Below are 16,338 nucleotides of genomic sequence, written 5' to 3'. Positions count from 1 at the left end.
CTTTTTTTATCATGATGAACTTGCCAGAAATCAAACAGCCTTTTAAAGAAACCTTTCCAGGTGATAATACATATAATAACTATCCACGGCAGACTCCGGGTGTACTTTATGCCCTTGTTGAGCCGATGGAATTCCCAAAACCTGAACTGATTCTGTTCAATGAAGAACTGGGAGAACAGCTAATGATCGCTAAAGATAACATCGGTCTGTTTAGTGGGCAGATGCTTCCGGAAGGAGTTACAACATATGCTACAGCTTATGCCGGACACCAGTTTGGTAACTGGGCTGGTCAGTTAGGAGATGGCCGCGCAATCAATATAGGAGAAGTTAAGAGCCGATCCGGGAAGAATATAGAATTGCAATATAAAGGAGCCGGAAGTACTCCTTATTCCAGAAATGCAGATGGCAGAGCTGTTTTCCGTTCCTCACTCAGAGAGTATATGATGAGTGAGGCTATGTATCATTTAGGAATTTCTACAACCCGTGCTTTAAGTCTTGTAAAGACAGGTGAAAATGTAATACGGGATATGTTTTATAATGGGCATCCGGAAGCAGAAAACGGAGCTGTGATTATACGAACAGCTGAAAGCTTCATCCGGTTCGGACATTTTGAATTATTGGCTGCAAGACAAGAAACGGATACGCTAAAGCAGTTAATGGACTGGATAATAGAACGCTATTTTCCGGAAATCAAAGGGGAAACAGATGCTGATAAATACCTGAGTTGGTTCCGGGAAGTTGCTCAGAAAACCGCTGAAACTATTATTGACTGGTTTAGAGTAGGTTTTGTTCACGGTGTAATGAATACCGATAATATGTCCATTCTGGGGCTAACTATAGATTATGGTCCCTTCAGTATGCTGGATGAATATAGTTTGAATTTTACGCCTAATACGACCGATCTGCCGGGAAGAAGATATGCCTTTGGAAAGCAGGCGAATATTGCACACTGGAATTTATTTCAATTGGCTAATGCTATTTTTCCTGTTGTGAATAATCAGGAAGGCTTAGAAGAAATACTCAATGATTTTTCAAAATACTTCTGGACGGGTTATGATAAGATGATGGCTGAAAAGTTGGGGTTAGATGGTGTTAAGGAAAGTGATCAGTCTCTTCTTCTGGAATGGCAAAAACTAATGGACGAGCTAAAACTGGATTATACTTTGTTTTTTTCTTTATTAGAGAAAGTGGATGCTCAAACAAATGCAGCTCTTCATTTCGAGCCTTGTTTTTATTATAATCTTACCCAGTCGCAAATATTACAACTGGAGAATTTCGTGCAACATTATGTAGACCGAAAATCACAAAATACAATTTCCACAGAAGAATCCCTGCAAAAAATGCAGCGTGCAAATCCTAAATTTATTTTAAGAAATTACCTGCTTTTTCAATGTATTGAAGAAACAGATCAAGGAGATTTTACATTACTCAACAAGTTATTGAAAGCATTAGAGAACCCCTATGAAGAATTATATCCGGAGTTCTCTGTGAAACGACCGGACTGGGCAGGAGATCAGCCTGGCTGCTCGACATTATCATGTAGTTCATAGTTTCCAAAGCATCTCCGATGGTAGAGGATATGACACGTAAATATTGATTTTGTGTTTTTTATCATGCCAAGAATGGTTACTTTTGGGTAAACAATCTTTTCTATGAAAAAACTAATTAAAATAGGAATGCTTGCCTCTATGGGATTGACGTTAGCTGTGATATCCTGTCAGAAGAAAGATTCTGCAAAAAATGAAGCTGCGGATAGTAGAGAAAATGATAAACTGGTAAAACTTGCAGACAAATACTATGAGGCATATCTGAAGCTTAGTCCTTTAGATGCTACATATCAGGGAGATGTAAGATATAATGATCTGTTGCCTGATAATATCGATGCAAAAGTTATTACCGGTGAAATTAATTTTTACAATAACACGATAAAAGAGCTTTCTAAAATTAATTATGAAGCTTTGGATGATCAGCACAAGGTAATCTTTGATGTGCTGGATAATCAGCTTAAAACAAAGGTAGAAAGCTATGTTTATCATCCCGAATATATTCCGTTTAGCCAATTTGATGGACTGCCACTTACGATGCCTCTATTGGGAAGTGGGAAGGGAAGTCAGCCTTTCAAAACAGCAAAAGATTATGACAACTGGTTAAAACGTATAGATCAGTTTCCTGCATGGATGGGTACTGCTGAGCAAAACTTCCGTACAGGAATAAAAAATAAAATGGTATTGCCTAAAAAGCTTGTGGTGAAAATGATTCCACAAATGAATGCCGCTGAAATTATAACGACAGAATTTGATAAAAATATCTTTTACGGACCTGTAAAGGATTTTCCAAAAGACTTTACTGCAGATCAGAAGCAGAAATATACCAAACTTTTCCAGGAAGCTATTAAAGATAAGATTATTCCTGTGTATTCTCGTATGGGTAAATTCTTGAAGGAAGAATACTTGCCTAATGCCCGTGATACGGATGGTTATAATGCTTTACCAAATGGTAAGGATATATACGCTTATTATGTAAAAACATGGACAACAACCAGCAGAACTCCGGATGAAATACATAAAACCGGTCTTGAGGAAGTGGCACGAATCCGTGGGGAAATGGAAAAAGTAAAAGCACAGGTAGGTTATAAAGGATCGCTGGAAGAGTTTTTGGCTCATGTAAAAAATGATCCAAAGGCAATGCCGTATAAAACTTCAAAAGAGATTCTGGATGGATTTCAGGGCATTCTGACAAAAATTACCCCGAAGTTAAAAACAATGTTTAACGTAACGCCAAAAACACCATTTGAAATACGTCAGACAGAGAAATTCCGGGAGGCTACTGCCAGTGCAGAATATATGCAGGGAACTCCAGACGGTAAGAGACCTGGGATTTTTTATATTCCGATTCCGGATCCTAAGAAGTTTAATGTAACCAGCGGAATGGAATCTTTGTTTCTGCATGAAGCAATACCGGGACACCATTATCAGGTTTCTTTGCAACAGGAAAACACAAAGTTGCCTAAGTTTATGCGTTTTGGCTGGTTAGGAGCTTATGGTGAAGGTTGGGCGCTGTATTGTGAATCTCTGGGGCCGGAGTTTGGGCTTTATACGGATCCTTATCAAAAATTGGGCTCACTTAGTGACGAAATGATGAGGGCGGTTCGATTGGTAGTTGATACAGGTATTCATACAGGACAAATGTCGAGAGAGCAGGCTATAAAATATTTTCTGAGTAACGTGGCTTATGATGAAGCAGGAGCAACTGCGGAGATTGAACGTTATATGGCAATACCAGGACAGGCGTTGAGTTATAAAACCGGAGCCTTAAAAATAAGAGAGCTAAGAACAAAATATGAAAAACAGCTTGGGGCTAAATTTAGTCTGGCATCTTTCCATGATGAGGTACTGAGTCAGGGATGCCTGCCACTAAGTGTTCTGGAGAGAAAAATGGAGCTTTGGTCTAAGAAGCAATAAAAAACCGGATATATTATCCTTTGGAATATAAAGACATCATAGGTATTGGCCTATGATGTTTTTTTATAGAATGTACTCAAGAAGAAGCGTTTTAGTAACCTCTTCCTACTTTTTCCAGATCCTCATTGCGTTTGTTTCGGAATCTGTATTGGTGAAAAGAGGGATCAGAGGAAACCTCCAATTCCATGCTCTTTAGCTCTGCAATCTCTATTTTAAGATTTTCAGCTGTAAAGTCTAAAAGATGACCACCATGCTTTTTATCAGCGGAGAGAAAGTGAAAATGAAAACCACTCACGTTTATTCCGTTTAAATATTCTGGTAAAAAATAGCCGATAAGTGTCCCCTGGACATTGTTAAAATTAAATACTCTCTGTCTATCCAGAATAGTAGAAAGAATGGGAAAAGGAGCTTCTGTTGGAGGAAAAGCTCTTGTTCTTATATGTTCGAATTCTCCGGTTATTTTTATAGCATACATGGCGTTTTTGTTCTCGAGAGTATTCGTGATAATTCTGAATAATGATTCTCTGGCCGTCGTAGTATTGATATGGGAAATTAGATCTGCTTCAAAAAATGTAACACATGAAAATGCAATCATATAATCGTCTTTCAGAATTGTAGTTTCTCCATCTGATTTGGTCTGGTAGGCTTTTCCGTCCAATATTGTTAATTCTCCATCCAGCATTCCGGGAGCGCCAAGTCCAAAATCACCTTTTTGTTTTAGGCTTTTAACAGAAATGGTTCCTTCATAAAGGCCTCCGACCAGGGCCTCGGATATGCCATAATTATAGAGAATGTTCGATGTTTTCTCTTTCTGCCGGTTTGTGCTCATTGTGTTGTAATTTGGCGTTTCGGGGTTTATTTAGAATAACAATTCCTTCACTTTTGCATTCCTAAATTAAAAAATATTATGTAATCTGATGTAATTTATTTGTTATATTTTGCTTAATAAATAATTATTATTGAATTAATTTTAATATCAATAAGTTTTAATTGTAAATTATTATTAATCTATATAACAGCCCCGGTAAGAGAACTTTCTTACCGGGGCTGATTTTCACTCCTGAAATGGAGTTTATTTTATATGAAAGATAAGCGCTATTTATCAAATAACATTTTAGTTAAAAAGTCTTTTTCACCTTTACCGCGGGCAGGAGAATACTCTCTTCCGTAAAATATAATCTGAAGATGAAGTTTGTTCCATGCGCTTTTCGGGAATAATTTTTTAGCATCAGCCTCTACTTGTTCTACATTTTTACCTTCGGAAAGTTTCCATTGCTTCATTAGTCTGTTGATATGGGTATCCACCGGAAATGCAGGATGTCCGAATGCTTGTGACATTACTACAGAAGCTGTTTTATGGCCAACACCCGGTAGATTTTCAAGATCTTCAAAACTTTCCGGAACAATCCCCTGATGTCTTTCTACAAGAAGCTCAGCCATTCTTTTCAGATTTTTAGCTTTGGTATTCGATAAGCCAATCTCTTTTATCAGCTCTTTAATTTCAAATTCTTCCAAACGGGCCATCTGCTGCGGGGTTTGTGCCTTTGCAAAAAGCATGGGAGTTACTTCATTTACTTTTTTGTCTGTTGTCTGTGCAGAAAGCGCTACAGCAACTAAAAGCGTATAAGGATCGAAGTGGTCTAAAGGGATTGGCACCTGAGGATATAGTTTCTCAAGTTCTGTCATTACAGTTTCTGCTCTTTGCTTTTTGGTCATAGAAGTAGTAATTTTAAACAAAAATAAAGAATATGTTACAAGTAGGAGATAAGCTTCCTCAATTTAGAGGAATAAACCAAAATGGTGCTGAAATCGATTCGAAAAATTATTCAGGCAAAAAGCTGGTTGTTTTCTTTTATCCTAAAGCAAGCACTCCGGGATGTACAGCAGAGGCCTGTAATCTGAGAGACAATTACACAATACTAAAAGAAAAAGGTTATCAGTTACTGGGTGTTAGTGCTGATGATGAAAAACGACAAAAGAATTTTTCCGATAAATACAGTTTTCCTTTTGATCTTTTAGCCGATACTAATAAAGATGTGATAGAGGCTTTTGGTGTATGGCAGCTAAAGAAATTCATGGGTAGAGAGTTTATGGGAATTGTACGCACAACTTTTGTTTTTGATGAAAATGGGATCTGTGTAAAGGTTATCGATAAGGTCAAAACCAAAGATCATGCGCAGCAATTATTAGAAGAATAGCGGAGTAATGGGGAGTGTGAAAATATTATTATGTTTAACATAATAATAAAAAATATTAAATTATAGTTGATTGGTAGAATAAATGTAGATTTACCACCGCATGATAAAAGTCATATTTAATCATGTGAATAAACCAAATAACAAATTAATTTATTATGAAAAAAAGATTCATTCCCCTGTTGCTGGTAGGGACACTGGCAACGACTCTTCTTGTTTCCTGCAGCAGAGAAGACAACACAGCAGAACAATCAATCACAACAGAAGCATTGGTATCGCCGTCTGCGTCTGAACTGCTATGTAGCTATGTAGATCAAAACTGGACTTTTAGTTCTGTTTTAAAAACTGGACTTACTACAACAGCTGACACTAATTTTATGAACACTCAGGTTCAGAAAAACGCTTCGCTTTGGGGGCTAAGTACACCTACTCTTAGATTTGTAGATGATCCGTCAAATCCTTCATCTACTTACAATGCAATCTCGTATTCAACCGGGAAAATTTACTATGGTTATGCCATCTATAATGATGCAAAAACAAAGAGTTCTGATAATATTGTAAATGCCATGATCCTTGCTCATGAATATGGACATCAGTTACAATACAGATACAATATTCCTTCAGTTCAGGAAAGTACAGCACGCTCCAGTGAATTGGAAGCTGATGGTTTTGCAGGTTACTACCTGAGAAGACCTACAGGTTTTAATAAAACCGATTTCTCTCAGATTGCAGCAGCTTACGAGTTTGCAGCATCTATTGGGGATAACCAGGTTAATAATCCTAATCACCATGGTACTTCTCCTCAGAGGAGAGCTGCGGTACGTTTAGGATTCTTATTAGGCCAGTATTCTTTAACTGCAACGGGCTTTGACTCTAACTTCTTTTATTATTATTCCAATGTGTTAAACGGACAGGATCCTGCTTTGCAGCCTAGTGCCAGCAACTTCCAGGTTAATCCTGAAATTGATAAAACAATCCGCGCACATATGGCTGAGTTGAAGAAAATTGCAAGTGGAGAAATTTCTGCTGAGGAATTCAAAAACCTTAACTAAATTAAACTCAGATATAAATCTATCAAAAAAGACCGGCTCTAATGAGCCGGTCTTTTATTTTATTCAGTTTCAAAGTACAGGAGTACTTCATTGTCATTTGGGAGGGAGACATCTTTTACATAAGCCAATCCTAACTTTCCGAGAAGCTTTTGGGATGCAAAATTTTCTTTTGAAGTGATAGCGGAAAGTTTTTCCAGTCCGAAATCTTTCATGCCGATTCCTTTTACTTTTATGGCTGCTTCATAAGCGTAGCCCTTTCCTTCGTATTCTTCCAGAAAGGAATAGCCAATATCCATTATAGGAAGGCCTTCTCTTTCGAAAATACCCACAGCTCCAATAATCTCATTGTTCTCTTTCAGTGTAATTGTATAATTCCCGAAACCAGATCTTTCAAGCTGAGGAAGAAATCTGTTCTGAATATAAATTTGAGCATCACTTATACTTCGCAGATTCTTATCCCCGATATATTGAATAAACTTAGGCCTGTTATACAGATCCAAAAGAAAAGCAGCGTCGTCAAGCGTTATCGGCTTTATAATCAGACGTTCAGTTTCATATGTTTTCAATGCGATTACCTTTTATAATTTTAAATATTTCGTCCCGTCCCGTTTCTGCATCCATTATATATTTTCCTCTTCCAAAAATAAAAATAATAAATCCTATGGAAAGTATTATAAGTATAGATATTAAATCATTATATGATGAATATAGAGCATATAATAAGATGCAAGAATAAATAATAATATCAGCCCAGGGATATGATGCAGAAATATCAACAATATTATATCCTTCTCTTTTAATAATATCTCCTTGAAGATCTACTTTTATAATGTTCCTATGAGTTTCAACTCTTCTTAATCTGAAATTTCTGGTGTTGATATCACCCTCGAACAGTTTTGGTTTATTTTTTAAATAATTTCTAAAAAATACTTTAGGTTCAATATGTTCGGAAAGTGCATCTCTTATTTCTTCAGCCGATAATCCTGTTGTGATTCTGAATCTCATTGTACCAAAAATATTAAGGAACAATAACATTAAAAATATAAGCGACTAAACTTACTAATAATACAACTCCGTAATGGAGGTTGGTTTTTCCCTGATTAAGAGACAGCATTACAATAAAGAAGGACAATGCCAGTAATACCATAGATTTTACATCTATACCTAGTACAAGATCTATATCATACATTAGGCATACCACAACAACAGCAGGAATTGTTAAACCTATACTGGCCAATGCAGATCCTAATGCAAGGTTAAGGCTGGTTTGTAATTGATTTTTTCGGGCTGCTTTAATAGCAGAGATTCCTTCCGGAAGCAATACTACAGCTGCGATAATTACCCCTACCAGTGATTTTGGTGCGCCAATATCAATTACCATTTTCTCTATACTTGGTGAAAGTGTTTTGGCAAGTAGTACAACAATTCCTAAACATAGTACAAGAAATACAAGGCTTAGAATCATCTTTTGGGTAGTAACCTTCTCATGTGGCATACTTTCACCTTCGGTAACAAAGTAATCTTTGTGTCTTACGGTTTGTACCATAATAAAGGAGCCGTATAGAATCAAAGAAACAACGGCTGCAAAGATTAACTGCGAAGTGTTATAATATGGACCACGTACACTTGTTGTGTAATTAGGAAGTACAAGTGTAAGAACGAGAATAGAGATAAGTGTAATCAGGGCTGTATTTGCAGATTTTTTTCCGAAGTACTGCTCATGAAATTTGGCACCACCGATTAATAAACATAAACCAATGATACCATTTAAGATTAGCATAATTGCAGCAAGGACCGTGTCTCTGGGTAAGGTTTCTGCTTCGGGGCCGCCTGCTACCATTAATGAAATAATAAGGGCAACTTCTATAACGGTGATAGCTATCGCCAGAATGATTGTTCCAAATGGCTCTCCTAATCTGTGTGCAATTGTTTCGGCATGGTGTACTGCCGCAAGTACAGAACCGATAAGTAAAACCCCTGCAAAAATTTCTGAAATTATATTATTATTGATTCCGAGCAGATAAATCCCCCACGCAAGAAGAGGGAGGATAAATGCCCAGAAAGGCTGAAAGATCTTGATAGACATATTCAATTTGTTATAGCCACAATATACAAAAAATCTATGAATTCAGATGCCTTTTTTGCCGGAAATTATCATGTCAATTAATTTTGACTTTCTGTTTTCTCGTGTTTCCGGTTTCTTAGCATCTGTAATCCAACGCATATATTCTTTGCGATGTGTATAAGACATCGCATCGTAAAGTTCCTTGGCGTCAGGATGCTTATTGAAAAGTTCCGCAATATCCTCCGGAATTTCCACAATACGCTCCTCCTTGTCTTCCCATAATATAACGGAGACACTGTCTCCGAATGTTTTATTCAAACTTTTTCGTACTTCCTGTGTTAGTCCAAGCATATGACAGGAAGACTTCATTTTGGCAAGGCTTCCGCGATATTCAACGGCATCATCAAAAAGAGCTTTTATCTTTACCTGTCCTTTTTTGCCAAATAACTCTTCTGTACTAAAAGGAAAATCAACATAAGCAGCATTCATATCCTGATGCTGAAGAATAATAGCATCAAATCTTACCTTATCTGCCATAAGAATCATAGGTGTCTTTCGCGTATTTCTCCATTCTGCTCAAGAGTTGTGCATTTTCTTTTTCCAGAGGCGAAAGTTCTTTGTCTACATTATTGCTTACAGGTACATACCAGTCTGTATATTCAAAGAAGTTACGGTAGGTTTGTTTCTTGAAAGAATATCCGTGACGGGCAAAAATGGTATTACGAAGAATTTCTAAATCCAGCTTTCTTAGATTTTTCAACTGTTTCTCTGTAAGTTTTTGAGTAGAAGAATTGATTTTGTAAACATCATCTGATGCTGAACGATATACCTGCTGAGTATAGGTCTGCATTTTGCCATCATCATCTTTGTAAGTTTCTTTTTTCTCTTTAGGAGTTGCCCAGTCTACAAATTCTGTATCCTTGCTCAGCATAAAGTTGGGATTGTATACAAATTGCTTTTGGGCAAGATCCAGCTTTTTATACGGAGATTTTACAGCTGTAGTATTATAGGCTGTCCATTGACCAATTAAAGAATCGTTTCGGGTAAATAGTTCGAATCTTCCATCATCTTTACGATTTCCGGGTTCATCCAGGATGAAAGAAATTTTATTGCCCTGATCACTGGTTTTTCCTATTAACGGGCGCTGATTTCCCGATACAATACTTTGTGCCCAAACAGTATCTGCAGTAATACGGTCTATTTTAATACTTATTTTTTTTGTCTCTCCGCTTTCATCATCAGGGTTTCGTTTGTAGTCCGGATAGAAAGATCCTGTCCAGATACCATACAATTCCTTATGGAACTCCGGAGCTATAACTTTTTCCGGAGCTGTTTTAACAGAATCTTTTTTATTCTCCAAGGAAGTAACCTTAGCTTCCTTTTTGCACGAAAACAGGGAGAGCAAGACTCCGAAAATAACGAGCTTTTTCATATTTATATTTTTTTAGTATTAATAATTCGATGATTAATAAATTGGGAGCCCATCCTAGCCATGCAATAATCAGATAGACTTCCATGGGATTGGGCTGAAAAAAATAAACCAGAATAACTTTCCACATTCTAAGGGTTAAAGCAGAAACAGCAAGTGCATAGCTCCTGTTCATCCATTGCTGATGGCTCTTAATATCTTTTTGAAAAATCTTTACCATTGCCATGAAAGTGGTGAACCACCATAAGCAGCCTAAAATGACAAAAGATAATTGTGCCCAGAACCCCCCGTTGGCATGTACACCCATATATATTCCTGAAGGAGCCGAAAATAATAAGAGTCCTGCCACATATACATATCCTGAATATTGGTGGATGGTTTTATGTTTTTTGCTTGTCGTAAAGAATTGAATGAATCCCGCGAGCAATACAAAAATACTGCTGTAGACATGCGTGTAAAAAATAGGCAGATAAAAAGGGAGAGTAGTAACCTCAGTTTGTTTAATATTCAGAAAAGAAGCTGTAGCCGAAAAGGGCACATAGAATAATGTAATCCTACACATCAGTAAGAAAAACCAGATGAACAATCCTATTAACGTCCATTTTGTGATATTCTTAGCAATAAGCATCTTTTTCAATCAGGTGTAACGAATTTACACAAAAAAACCTCACAATATTGTGAGGTTTATATTTTATTTGCAAAAGAATTACTTTACTAAAGTCAATTCGCTAATTAAGTTTTTAGCACCTGCAAACTTGTCAATTACCCAAAGTACATATCTAACGTCTACGTTAATTGTTCTTTGTAATTTAGGTTCAAAAACAATGTCACCACTTAAAGCTTCACTGTTTCCGTCAAATGCAAGACCTATAAGTCTTCCGTAGCCATCGATAATTGGAGAACCTGAGTTACCTCCTGTAATATCATTATTAGAAAGGAAGTTTACATGAAGTTGCCCGTCTTTGTCTTTGTACATACCATAATCTTTCTTTTTGTATAGATCAAGAAGTCCCTGTGGAAGATCGAATTCTTCGTCACCTTTCTTGTACTTCTTAATCATACCCTCCATTGTGGTATAGTAATTCTGCTTGATACCTGTGTAGTCTCTGTCAGCTCTTTTAGGAAGCGTTTCAATCTTACCGTAAGTTAATCTGATAGTAGAGTTAGCATCCGGATAGAATTTTTTCTCAGGCATAGCTTTCATTAGTCCGTCCATGAATAAACGGCTGTCTTTCTGGAAGCCTTCATCCGTTTTAGCATACTTTTCAGCTAATACTTTGTTGTCTCCGATGTATCCTGCTGCAAACTTGTAAAGTTTATCATTCGCTAATTTTTCGGCGCTTGGATTGTTCAGGAAGTTAGTTACTGAAGCTGCGTTTGCAAAAATTGAAGACTGCGCAATATTCGCAAGTTCTGATGCATTTGCAGATTTTACAGTTGCAGAAGCAACATCTGCTGCTACTTTTGACTGATATAAAGAAGCCATCTGAGATAGCATTTCTGCTTCAAGTTGAGTATTGAACCCTTCATAAGCCTGCTTAACAGCTGCTTCTAATTTAGGTTTCATAGCAGCCTGAGCAGAAGCATCCTGCTTCATGTAGCTTGTTAAAGCATCACCAATCTGGAAAGAATTTCTGATGTATTTAGCATTTCTCTGGAACTGTGCACCATAATTTTTCTCGATATTTCTGTTAGAAATCTGCTTGTAGTATGCATCAGTATTTGCTAATACATTTCCATAAACAGCTTTGTTTTCAGCTTTATCAGCCCACTGTTGGTATTTTTTCTCAACTTCTTTTTTGTCACCAATTGTTCCGTTTTTATAAACGGCTTCAATTGTTCCGGCTCTGTTTTTCCAGTAGTTGGCAACACTTGCATAGTTAGAAGCGTAAGCTAATCTTGTAGCATCGTCTTTATCCATATGCTTCTTCATAACATCCATAGCTGTTTTAGAAGCTTCAACCCATGCCGGGTAATCTTTGCTTACCATCTGTTCGATCCCGAAAGAAGTAAGGTATCTGTTTGTTGTTCCCGGATATCCTACAATCATTGCAAAATCACCAGGCTTATTTCCTTTTAGTGATATTGGTAAATGATGCTTAGGCTTTAAAGGAATATTGTTAGCTGAATATTCAGCAGGGTTGCCATTTTTATCAGCATAAACACGGAAAACAGAGAAGTCTCCTGTGTGTCTTGGCCATTCCCAGTTATCTGTATCACCACCATATTTACCAATAGATGAAGGCGGAGTACCTACCAGACGAACGTCTTTGAAATCCTGGAATACAAAGTAGTAAAACTCATTTCCTTTGAAGAAATCCTTCACCACAACAGTGTATTTTCCGTTCTCAGAGTTTTCAGACTGGATAGCTTTGATCTCAGCATCAATAATCGCTTTTCTCTGATCAGCACTCATATCATTGTTCAGTTTAGACGTGATACGTTTTGTAGCATCATCCATTCTTACAAAGAATCTTACTGATAAGCCTTTAGAATTAATTTCTTCACCATTATTTTTTGCCCAGAAACCATTGGTAAGGTAATCTTTTTCTGGAGTAGATGCAGCAGCAATAGCGCCGTATCCACAGTGGTGATTAGTGAAAATAAGACCTTGCGGAGATACAATCTCTGCAGTACATCCTCCTCCAAATTGGAGAATAGCATCTTTCATGCTGGAGTTGTTTACGGAATAAATTTCTTCCGGTGTAAGGTGTAGTCCTTCTTTTTGCATATCTACACCATTCAGTCGCTTAATGAGCATCATTAGCCACATCCCCTCGTCGGCTCTCATTTGTACGAAACTCACCATAAAAGTGAGTAAAAGGAATAATCTTTTCATTATGGTTTATTTTTAACCCCGCTAAAATACGGATAATGAGGAGGAGCAAAAAATTTTCACTGATAAAATCAGATAATATTTACTTTTGTCTAAACTCTAAATCCAAGTTAATATGAAGAAAATATATGTTTTACTTTTTATAAGTATGGCATTTGCCCTTTCCGCTCAAAATTACAGAGCTGTTTATGAATTGAAATTTAAGCCTAATAAGGATAAAGATTCGGCTGCAATAGACTATTATGCACTGGACCTTTTCCCGAAGCTGGAAAAGACACGTTTTTATAATCATAGTTATTATAAAAATGATTCCATTATGAAAGCTTTATTTGAAAAAGCAGATAGGAATGGAGGTGTTGATATCAATCCTAATTCATTGCCAAAAGCAAAATATCCTTTGGTGTACATAAAAGAGAATGCTAAGAAATACTCATTTAAAACCATAGATGGAGATTCATATAAATTTTCTGATGAAAGCAAAATGACATGGAAAATACTAAAAGAGTCTAAAAAGATTAAAAACTGGAATTGTCAGAAAGCAGAAACAGAATATTCAGGGCGAAAATGGACAGCATGGTTTACTACAGATCTTTTATTTCCTGAAGGTCCTTATAAGTTTTCCGGACTTCCAGGGCTAATTGTTGAGGTTTCTGATGAAAAGAACGATTTCCATTTTGCACTTGAAGCTATTTATAAAAATGCTGAAAAAGTATACTTGCCATCAGCCTACGAAAAGTCTATTGTGGTAGACAAAAGCAAGTATGAAAAAGCTTTGTCTAACTATATTAAAGATCCGGGGGTAAAACTTAGACAAGGAACTATGGTTGACGAAAGCGGAAATCAGTTTCAGATTGCCGGTGGATTTAGCAAAGATTTTATAGATCAAGCTGTAGCAGAAAGACGCAAAAAAATGAAAGAATTCAATAATCTGTTGGATTAGAGAAATGAGATAAGAAACAAGCATTATAAATAAATATTTATTATTCAACATTGAGGAAAATTTACACACTTTTATTGTCGTTTTTTTGTTGCGCGATATGTTTCGCTCAGATTGTAAATTCTTACTATCAGGATGGGCAGGAGGCTTATCCGGGAGGCGAAATGAAGCTGTATAAAGATTTAAGGGAAGTTATGCTGCAAAAACAACTGCAGAAATGCCAGACCAATGAATATCTGTATATAAAGCTTCGTATTGATGTTAATGGAAAACCAGCATTTATAAAAGATGAAGGAAATAAAGGATATATTGAAAAAAATCCATGCGCTTTTAACGCAGCTATAAAAGCATTAAGTGGTATATCTGGTTGGGTTCCGGCTAAAAAAGGAATTATTACTTATAATTCTACGTATGAATTCCCATTTTTTCCAAACGAGTTGCTAGGTGATTACAATGAAGGTTATATGACATCCGCTCATACATTAAAAGCAGAGTATGAGGGTGGTGAAGATGCTTTTAGAAAAAGACTTGTATTTCTGATGGATGAATATCTTGGCGATATGTATCGTCCTATAGGTATTTTCAGACTTTCATTTGTTGTTAATGAAAAAGGTGAAATGTCGGAATTCGATATAGATCCAAAGGTAGAGAATACAGGAATATTCCTTAAAGATCTTAATTCTGTAACGAAAAAGATGAGAAAAGGCTGGACACCAGCAAAATACAAAGGGATTCCAATTAGATCCAGATATACTTTAAAAATAAATTTTCTTAAAGATTAATGCTCTGTCATTTTGGCAGAAAAAGCGTAACTTTGCAAACTGAACTTAATCCGAAACAGGAGTTGAGATTTTTCCAGGCTGTATGATACTGCAATGGACAACAGAATTCATGTTTCAGATTCTCAAATTATAAGAACCGTGCAGGAAAAATATATAGACGAAACCAAGCAAGGGGAAGCCTTTGCAATTGCTGAAAGACCGGAAAACGGTAAGAAGTTGTTTCTGGAAAGCTATGGATGCCAGATGAATTTTTCTGATTCCGAGATTGTAGCTTCGATCCTTAATGAGCAAGGATATAATACAACACTGAAAGTAGAAGAAGCAGATCTTATATTACTAAATACCTGTTCTATTCGTGAAAAAGCAGAGCAGACTGTACGTATGCGTCTGTCTCAGTTCAAAAAGCAGAAAGAATCCAATCCGAATTTAACAGTTGGAGTGCTGGGCTGTATGGCCGAGCGTCTGAAAACTAAGTTTTTGGAAGAAGAACATTTGGTAGACCTTGTGGTTGGACCAGATGCATACAGAGACTTACCCAATCTTTTAAAAGAAACAGAAGGCGGAAGGGATGCTATTAATGTAATCCTTTCCAAAGAAGAAACATACGCTGATATTAACCCTGTACGTTTAGGCGGCAATGGTGTTACAGCTTTTGTAACAATTACAAGAGGTTGTGATAATATGTGCACATTCTGTGTAGTACCATTTACCAGAGGGCGTGAAAGGAGCCGTGATCCCCATTCTATTTTAAATGAATGCGTGGAGTTATTTAACAATGGCTATAAAGAAGTAACCCTGTTGGGGCAGAATGTAGACAGTTACCTTTGGTACGGAGGTGGTCCTAAAAAGGACTTTGCAAAAGCTTCAGAAATGCAGAAGGCTACAGCAGTAGACTTTTCAAATTTATTAGCAATGGTTGCTACAGCTGTTCCGGATATGCGTATCAGATTCTCTACATCCAACCCTCAGGATATGAGCCTGGATGTATTCCATACCATGGCAAAATATGATAATATCTGTAAGTATGTTCACCTTCCTGTACAAAGTGGAAGCGATAATATGCTGAAAGCGATGAACCGCCAGCATACACGTGCAGAATATTTGTCCTTGATAAAGGAAGCAAAGAAAATTGTACCGGATATCTCTTTTTCACAGGATATGATTATTGGTTTCTGCGGAGAGACAGAAGAAGATCACCAGGATACACTTTCCTTAATGAGAGAGGTAGAGTATGACTATGGTTATATGTTTGCTTACTCCGAAAGGCCTGGTACACCGGCACATAAGAAGATGGAAGACGATATTCCTGCGGATGTAAAGCAAAAGCGTCTGGCTGAGGTTATTGCATTACAGGGAGAATTGTCCAAAAACCGTATGAAATCTTACGTTGGCAGAAAGCATGATATTCTGATTGAAGGAACTTCCAGAAAGAATGAAAATCAGTGGAAAGGAAGAAATTCCCAAAACGCAGTTTGTGTATTCGATAAGCTGGAAGGGCAGAAGATAGGTGACATGGTGTCCGTTTTTGTACATGATAACACTCAGGGTACACTTTTGGGTAGAACAGCCGAGTAAAAATTA

The 16,338-nt window shown here is 36.9% G+C and carries 16 protein-coding genes; 7 read left to right on the top strand and 9 right to left on the bottom strand.

Annotated elements, in window-relative coordinates:
* Positions 1-11 precede the first annotated feature (11 nt).
* Together ATE49_RS16300 and ATE49_RS16295 are read left to right on the top strand one after the other, a co-directional pair.
* On the top strand, positions 12-1,550 hold the full coding sequence (locus ATE49_RS16300) for a protein adenylyltransferase SelO (protein ID WP_078704720.1): 1,539 nt from the start codon (positions 12-14) through the stop codon (positions 1,548-1,550).
* Between the two features lie 102 nt (positions 1,551-1,652).
* Positions 1,653-3,461 (top strand): DUF885 domain-containing protein, encoded by a 1,809-nt coding sequence (locus tag ATE49_RS16295; RefSeq protein ID WP_065082970.1) that lies wholly within the window; start codon positions 1,653-1,655, stop codon positions 3,459-3,461.
* A 91-nt stretch (positions 3,462-3,552) separates the two neighbouring features.
* Here the strand turns inward: ATE49_RS16295 and budA are convergent, their stop codons facing one another.
* Both budA and nth read right to left on the bottom strand, forming a co-directional pair.
* Entirely contained in the window at positions 3,553-4,290 is a 738-nt protein-coding gene (gene budA / locus ATE49_RS16290) for an acetolactate decarboxylase (protein ID WP_065082969.1), read from the bottom strand.
* Between the two features lie 266 nt (positions 4,291-4,556).
* A complete protein-coding gene (gene nth / locus ATE49_RS16285; RefSeq protein ID WP_059156064.1) occupies positions 4,557-5,177 on the bottom strand; it encodes an endonuclease III in 621 nt (206 codons plus the stop codon).
* A 32-nt stretch (positions 5,178-5,209) separates the two neighbouring features.
* On the opposite strand from nth, the gene bcp reads away from it, so the two are divergent.
* Positions 5,210-5,659, top strand: a complete 450-nt coding sequence (gene bcp / locus ATE49_RS16280) for a thioredoxin-dependent thiol peroxidase (RefSeq protein WP_065082968.1) — start codon at positions 5,210-5,212, stop codon at positions 5,657-5,659.
* 155 nt (positions 5,660-5,814) lie between these two features.
* The gene (locus tag ATE49_RS16275; RefSeq protein ID WP_059345741.1) at positions 5,815-6,708 is read left to right on the top strand and encodes a neutral zinc metallopeptidase; all 894 of its coding nucleotides are present in this window, start codon (positions 5,815-5,817) and stop codon (positions 6,706-6,708) included.
* A gap of 59 nt (positions 6,709-6,767) precedes the next feature.
* Here the strand turns inward: ATE49_RS16275 and ATE49_RS16270 are convergent, their stop codons facing one another.
* The 7 genes from ATE49_RS16270 to ATE49_RS16240 form a co-directional block, all read right to left on the bottom strand.
* Positions 6,768-7,274 (bottom strand): GNAT family N-acetyltransferase, encoded by a 507-nt coding sequence (locus ATE49_RS16270; RefSeq protein ID WP_065082967.1) that lies wholly within the window; start codon positions 7,272-7,274, stop codon positions 6,768-6,770.
* Positions 7,261-7,713, bottom strand: a complete 453-nt coding sequence (locus tag ATE49_RS16265; RefSeq protein WP_065083192.1) for a hypothetical protein — start codon at positions 7,711-7,713, stop codon at positions 7,261-7,263. The genes ATE49_RS16270 and ATE49_RS16265 overlap by 14 nt, the downstream gene beginning before the upstream one ends.
* A 13-nt stretch (positions 7,714-7,726) precedes the next feature.
* Complete coding sequence (locus tag ATE49_RS16260) at positions 7,727-8,794, bottom strand: calcium:cation antiporter (protein WP_065082966.1); 1,068 nt, start codon at positions 8,792-8,794, stop codon at positions 7,727-7,729.
* 42 nt (positions 8,795-8,836) lie between these two features.
* Positions 8,837-9,310: a YdeI/OmpD-associated family protein gene (locus ATE49_RS16255; protein ID WP_065083191.1), complete on the bottom strand. Its 474-nt coding sequence runs from the start codon at positions 9,308-9,310 to the stop codon at positions 8,837-8,839.
* Positions 9,300-10,205 carry a YARHG domain-containing protein gene (locus tag ATE49_RS16250; protein ID WP_059156060.1) on the bottom strand — a complete coding sequence of 302 codons (906 nt, stop codon included), beginning with the start codon at positions 10,203-10,205 and terminating at the stop codon, positions 9,300-9,302. Before ATE49_RS16250 ends, ATE49_RS16255 begins: the two co-directional genes overlap by 11 nt.
* Positions 10,144-10,830, bottom strand: coding sequence for a DUF2306 domain-containing protein (locus ATE49_RS16245; RefSeq protein ID WP_065082965.1), 687 nt, complete (start codon positions 10,828-10,830; stop codon positions 10,144-10,146). Before ATE49_RS16245 ends, ATE49_RS16250 begins: the two co-directional genes overlap by 62 nt.
* A 78-nt stretch (positions 10,831-10,908) precedes the next feature.
* Positions 10,909-13,041: a S46 family peptidase gene (locus ATE49_RS16240; RefSeq protein WP_065082964.1), complete on the bottom strand. Its 2,133-nt coding sequence runs from the start codon at positions 13,039-13,041 to the stop codon at positions 10,909-10,911.
* A 112-nt stretch (positions 13,042-13,153) separates the two neighbouring features.
* Here ATE49_RS16240 and ATE49_RS16235 point away from each other — a divergent pair, with 112 nt between their 5' ends.
* From ATE49_RS16235 to miaB, 3 genes are all read left to right on the top strand, one after another.
* Positions 13,154-13,978 carry a GLPGLI family protein gene (locus ATE49_RS16235; protein WP_065082963.1) on the top strand — a complete coding sequence of 275 codons (825 nt, stop codon included), beginning with the start codon at positions 13,154-13,156 and terminating at the stop codon, positions 13,976-13,978.
* A 74-nt stretch (positions 13,979-14,052) separates the two neighbouring features.
* Positions 14,053-14,757, top strand: a complete 705-nt coding sequence (locus ATE49_RS16230) for a hypothetical protein (protein WP_065082962.1) — start codon at positions 14,053-14,055, stop codon at positions 14,755-14,757.
* Between the two features lie 138 nt (positions 14,758-14,895).
* On the top strand, positions 14,896-16,332 hold the full coding sequence (miaB, locus tag ATE49_RS16225; RefSeq protein WP_059156235.1) for a tRNA (N6-isopentenyl adenosine(37)-C2)-methylthiotransferase MiaB: 1,437 nt from the start codon (positions 14,896-14,898) through the stop codon (positions 16,330-16,332).
* The last annotated feature ends 6 nt before the right edge of the window (positions 16,333-16,338 follow it).

This window comes from Elizabethkingia miricola (genome assembly GCF_001675285.1).
Lineage (GTDB): Bacteria > Bacteroidota > Bacteroidia > Flavobacteriales > Weeksellaceae > Elizabethkingia > Elizabethkingia miricola.
This window is presented reverse-complemented; position numbering and strand designations above follow the sequence as displayed.

Excerpts from the sequence above, each read along its gene's own strand:
- ATE49_RS16295 (WP_065082970.1), top strand. The coding sequence starts at position 1,653 with ATGAAAAAACTAATTAAAATAGGAATGCTTGCCTCTATGGGATTGACG.
- nth (WP_059156064.1), bottom strand. The coding sequence starts at position 5,177 with ATGACCAAAAAGCAAAGAGCAGAAACTGTAATGACAGAACTTGAGAAA.
- ATE49_RS16260 (WP_065082966.1), bottom strand. The coding sequence starts at position 8,794 with ATGTCTATCAAGATCTTTCAGCCTTTCTGGGCATTTATCCTCCCTCTT.
- ATE49_RS16255 (WP_065083191.1), bottom strand. The coding sequence starts at position 9,310 with ATGGCAGATAAGGTAAGATTTGATGCTATTATTCTTCAGCATCAGGAT.
- ATE49_RS16250 (WP_059156060.1), bottom strand. The coding sequence starts at position 10,205 with ATGAAAAAGCTCGTTATTTTCGGAGTCTTGCTCTCCCTGTTTTCGTGC.
- bcp (WP_065082968.1), top strand. The coding sequence starts at position 5,210 with ATGTTACAAGTAGGAGATAAGCTTCCTCAATTTAGAGGAATAAACCAA.
- budA (WP_065082969.1), bottom strand. The coding sequence starts at position 4,290 with ATGAGCACAAACCGGCAGAAAGAGAAAACATCGAACATTCTCTATAAT.
- ATE49_RS16245 (WP_065082965.1), bottom strand. The coding sequence starts at position 10,830 with ATGCTTATTGCTAAGAATATCACAAAATGGACGTTAATAGGATTGTTC.
- ATE49_RS16235 (WP_065082963.1), top strand. The coding sequence starts at position 13,154 with ATGAAGAAAATATATGTTTTACTTTTTATAAGTATGGCATTTGCCCTT.
- ATE49_RS16300 (WP_078704720.1), top strand. The coding sequence starts at position 12 with ATGATGAACTTGCCAGAAATCAAACAGCCTTTTAAAGAAACCTTTCCA.
- ATE49_RS16275 (WP_059345741.1), top strand. The coding sequence starts at position 5,815 with ATGAAAAAAAGATTCATTCCCCTGTTGCTGGTAGGGACACTGGCAACG.
- ATE49_RS16265 (WP_065083192.1), bottom strand. The coding sequence starts at position 7,713 with ATGAGATTCAGAATCACAACAGGATTATCGGCTGAAGAAATAAGAGAT.
- ATE49_RS16240 (WP_065082964.1), bottom strand. The coding sequence starts at position 13,041 with ATGAAAAGATTATTCCTTTTACTCACTTTTATGGTGAGTTTCGTACAA.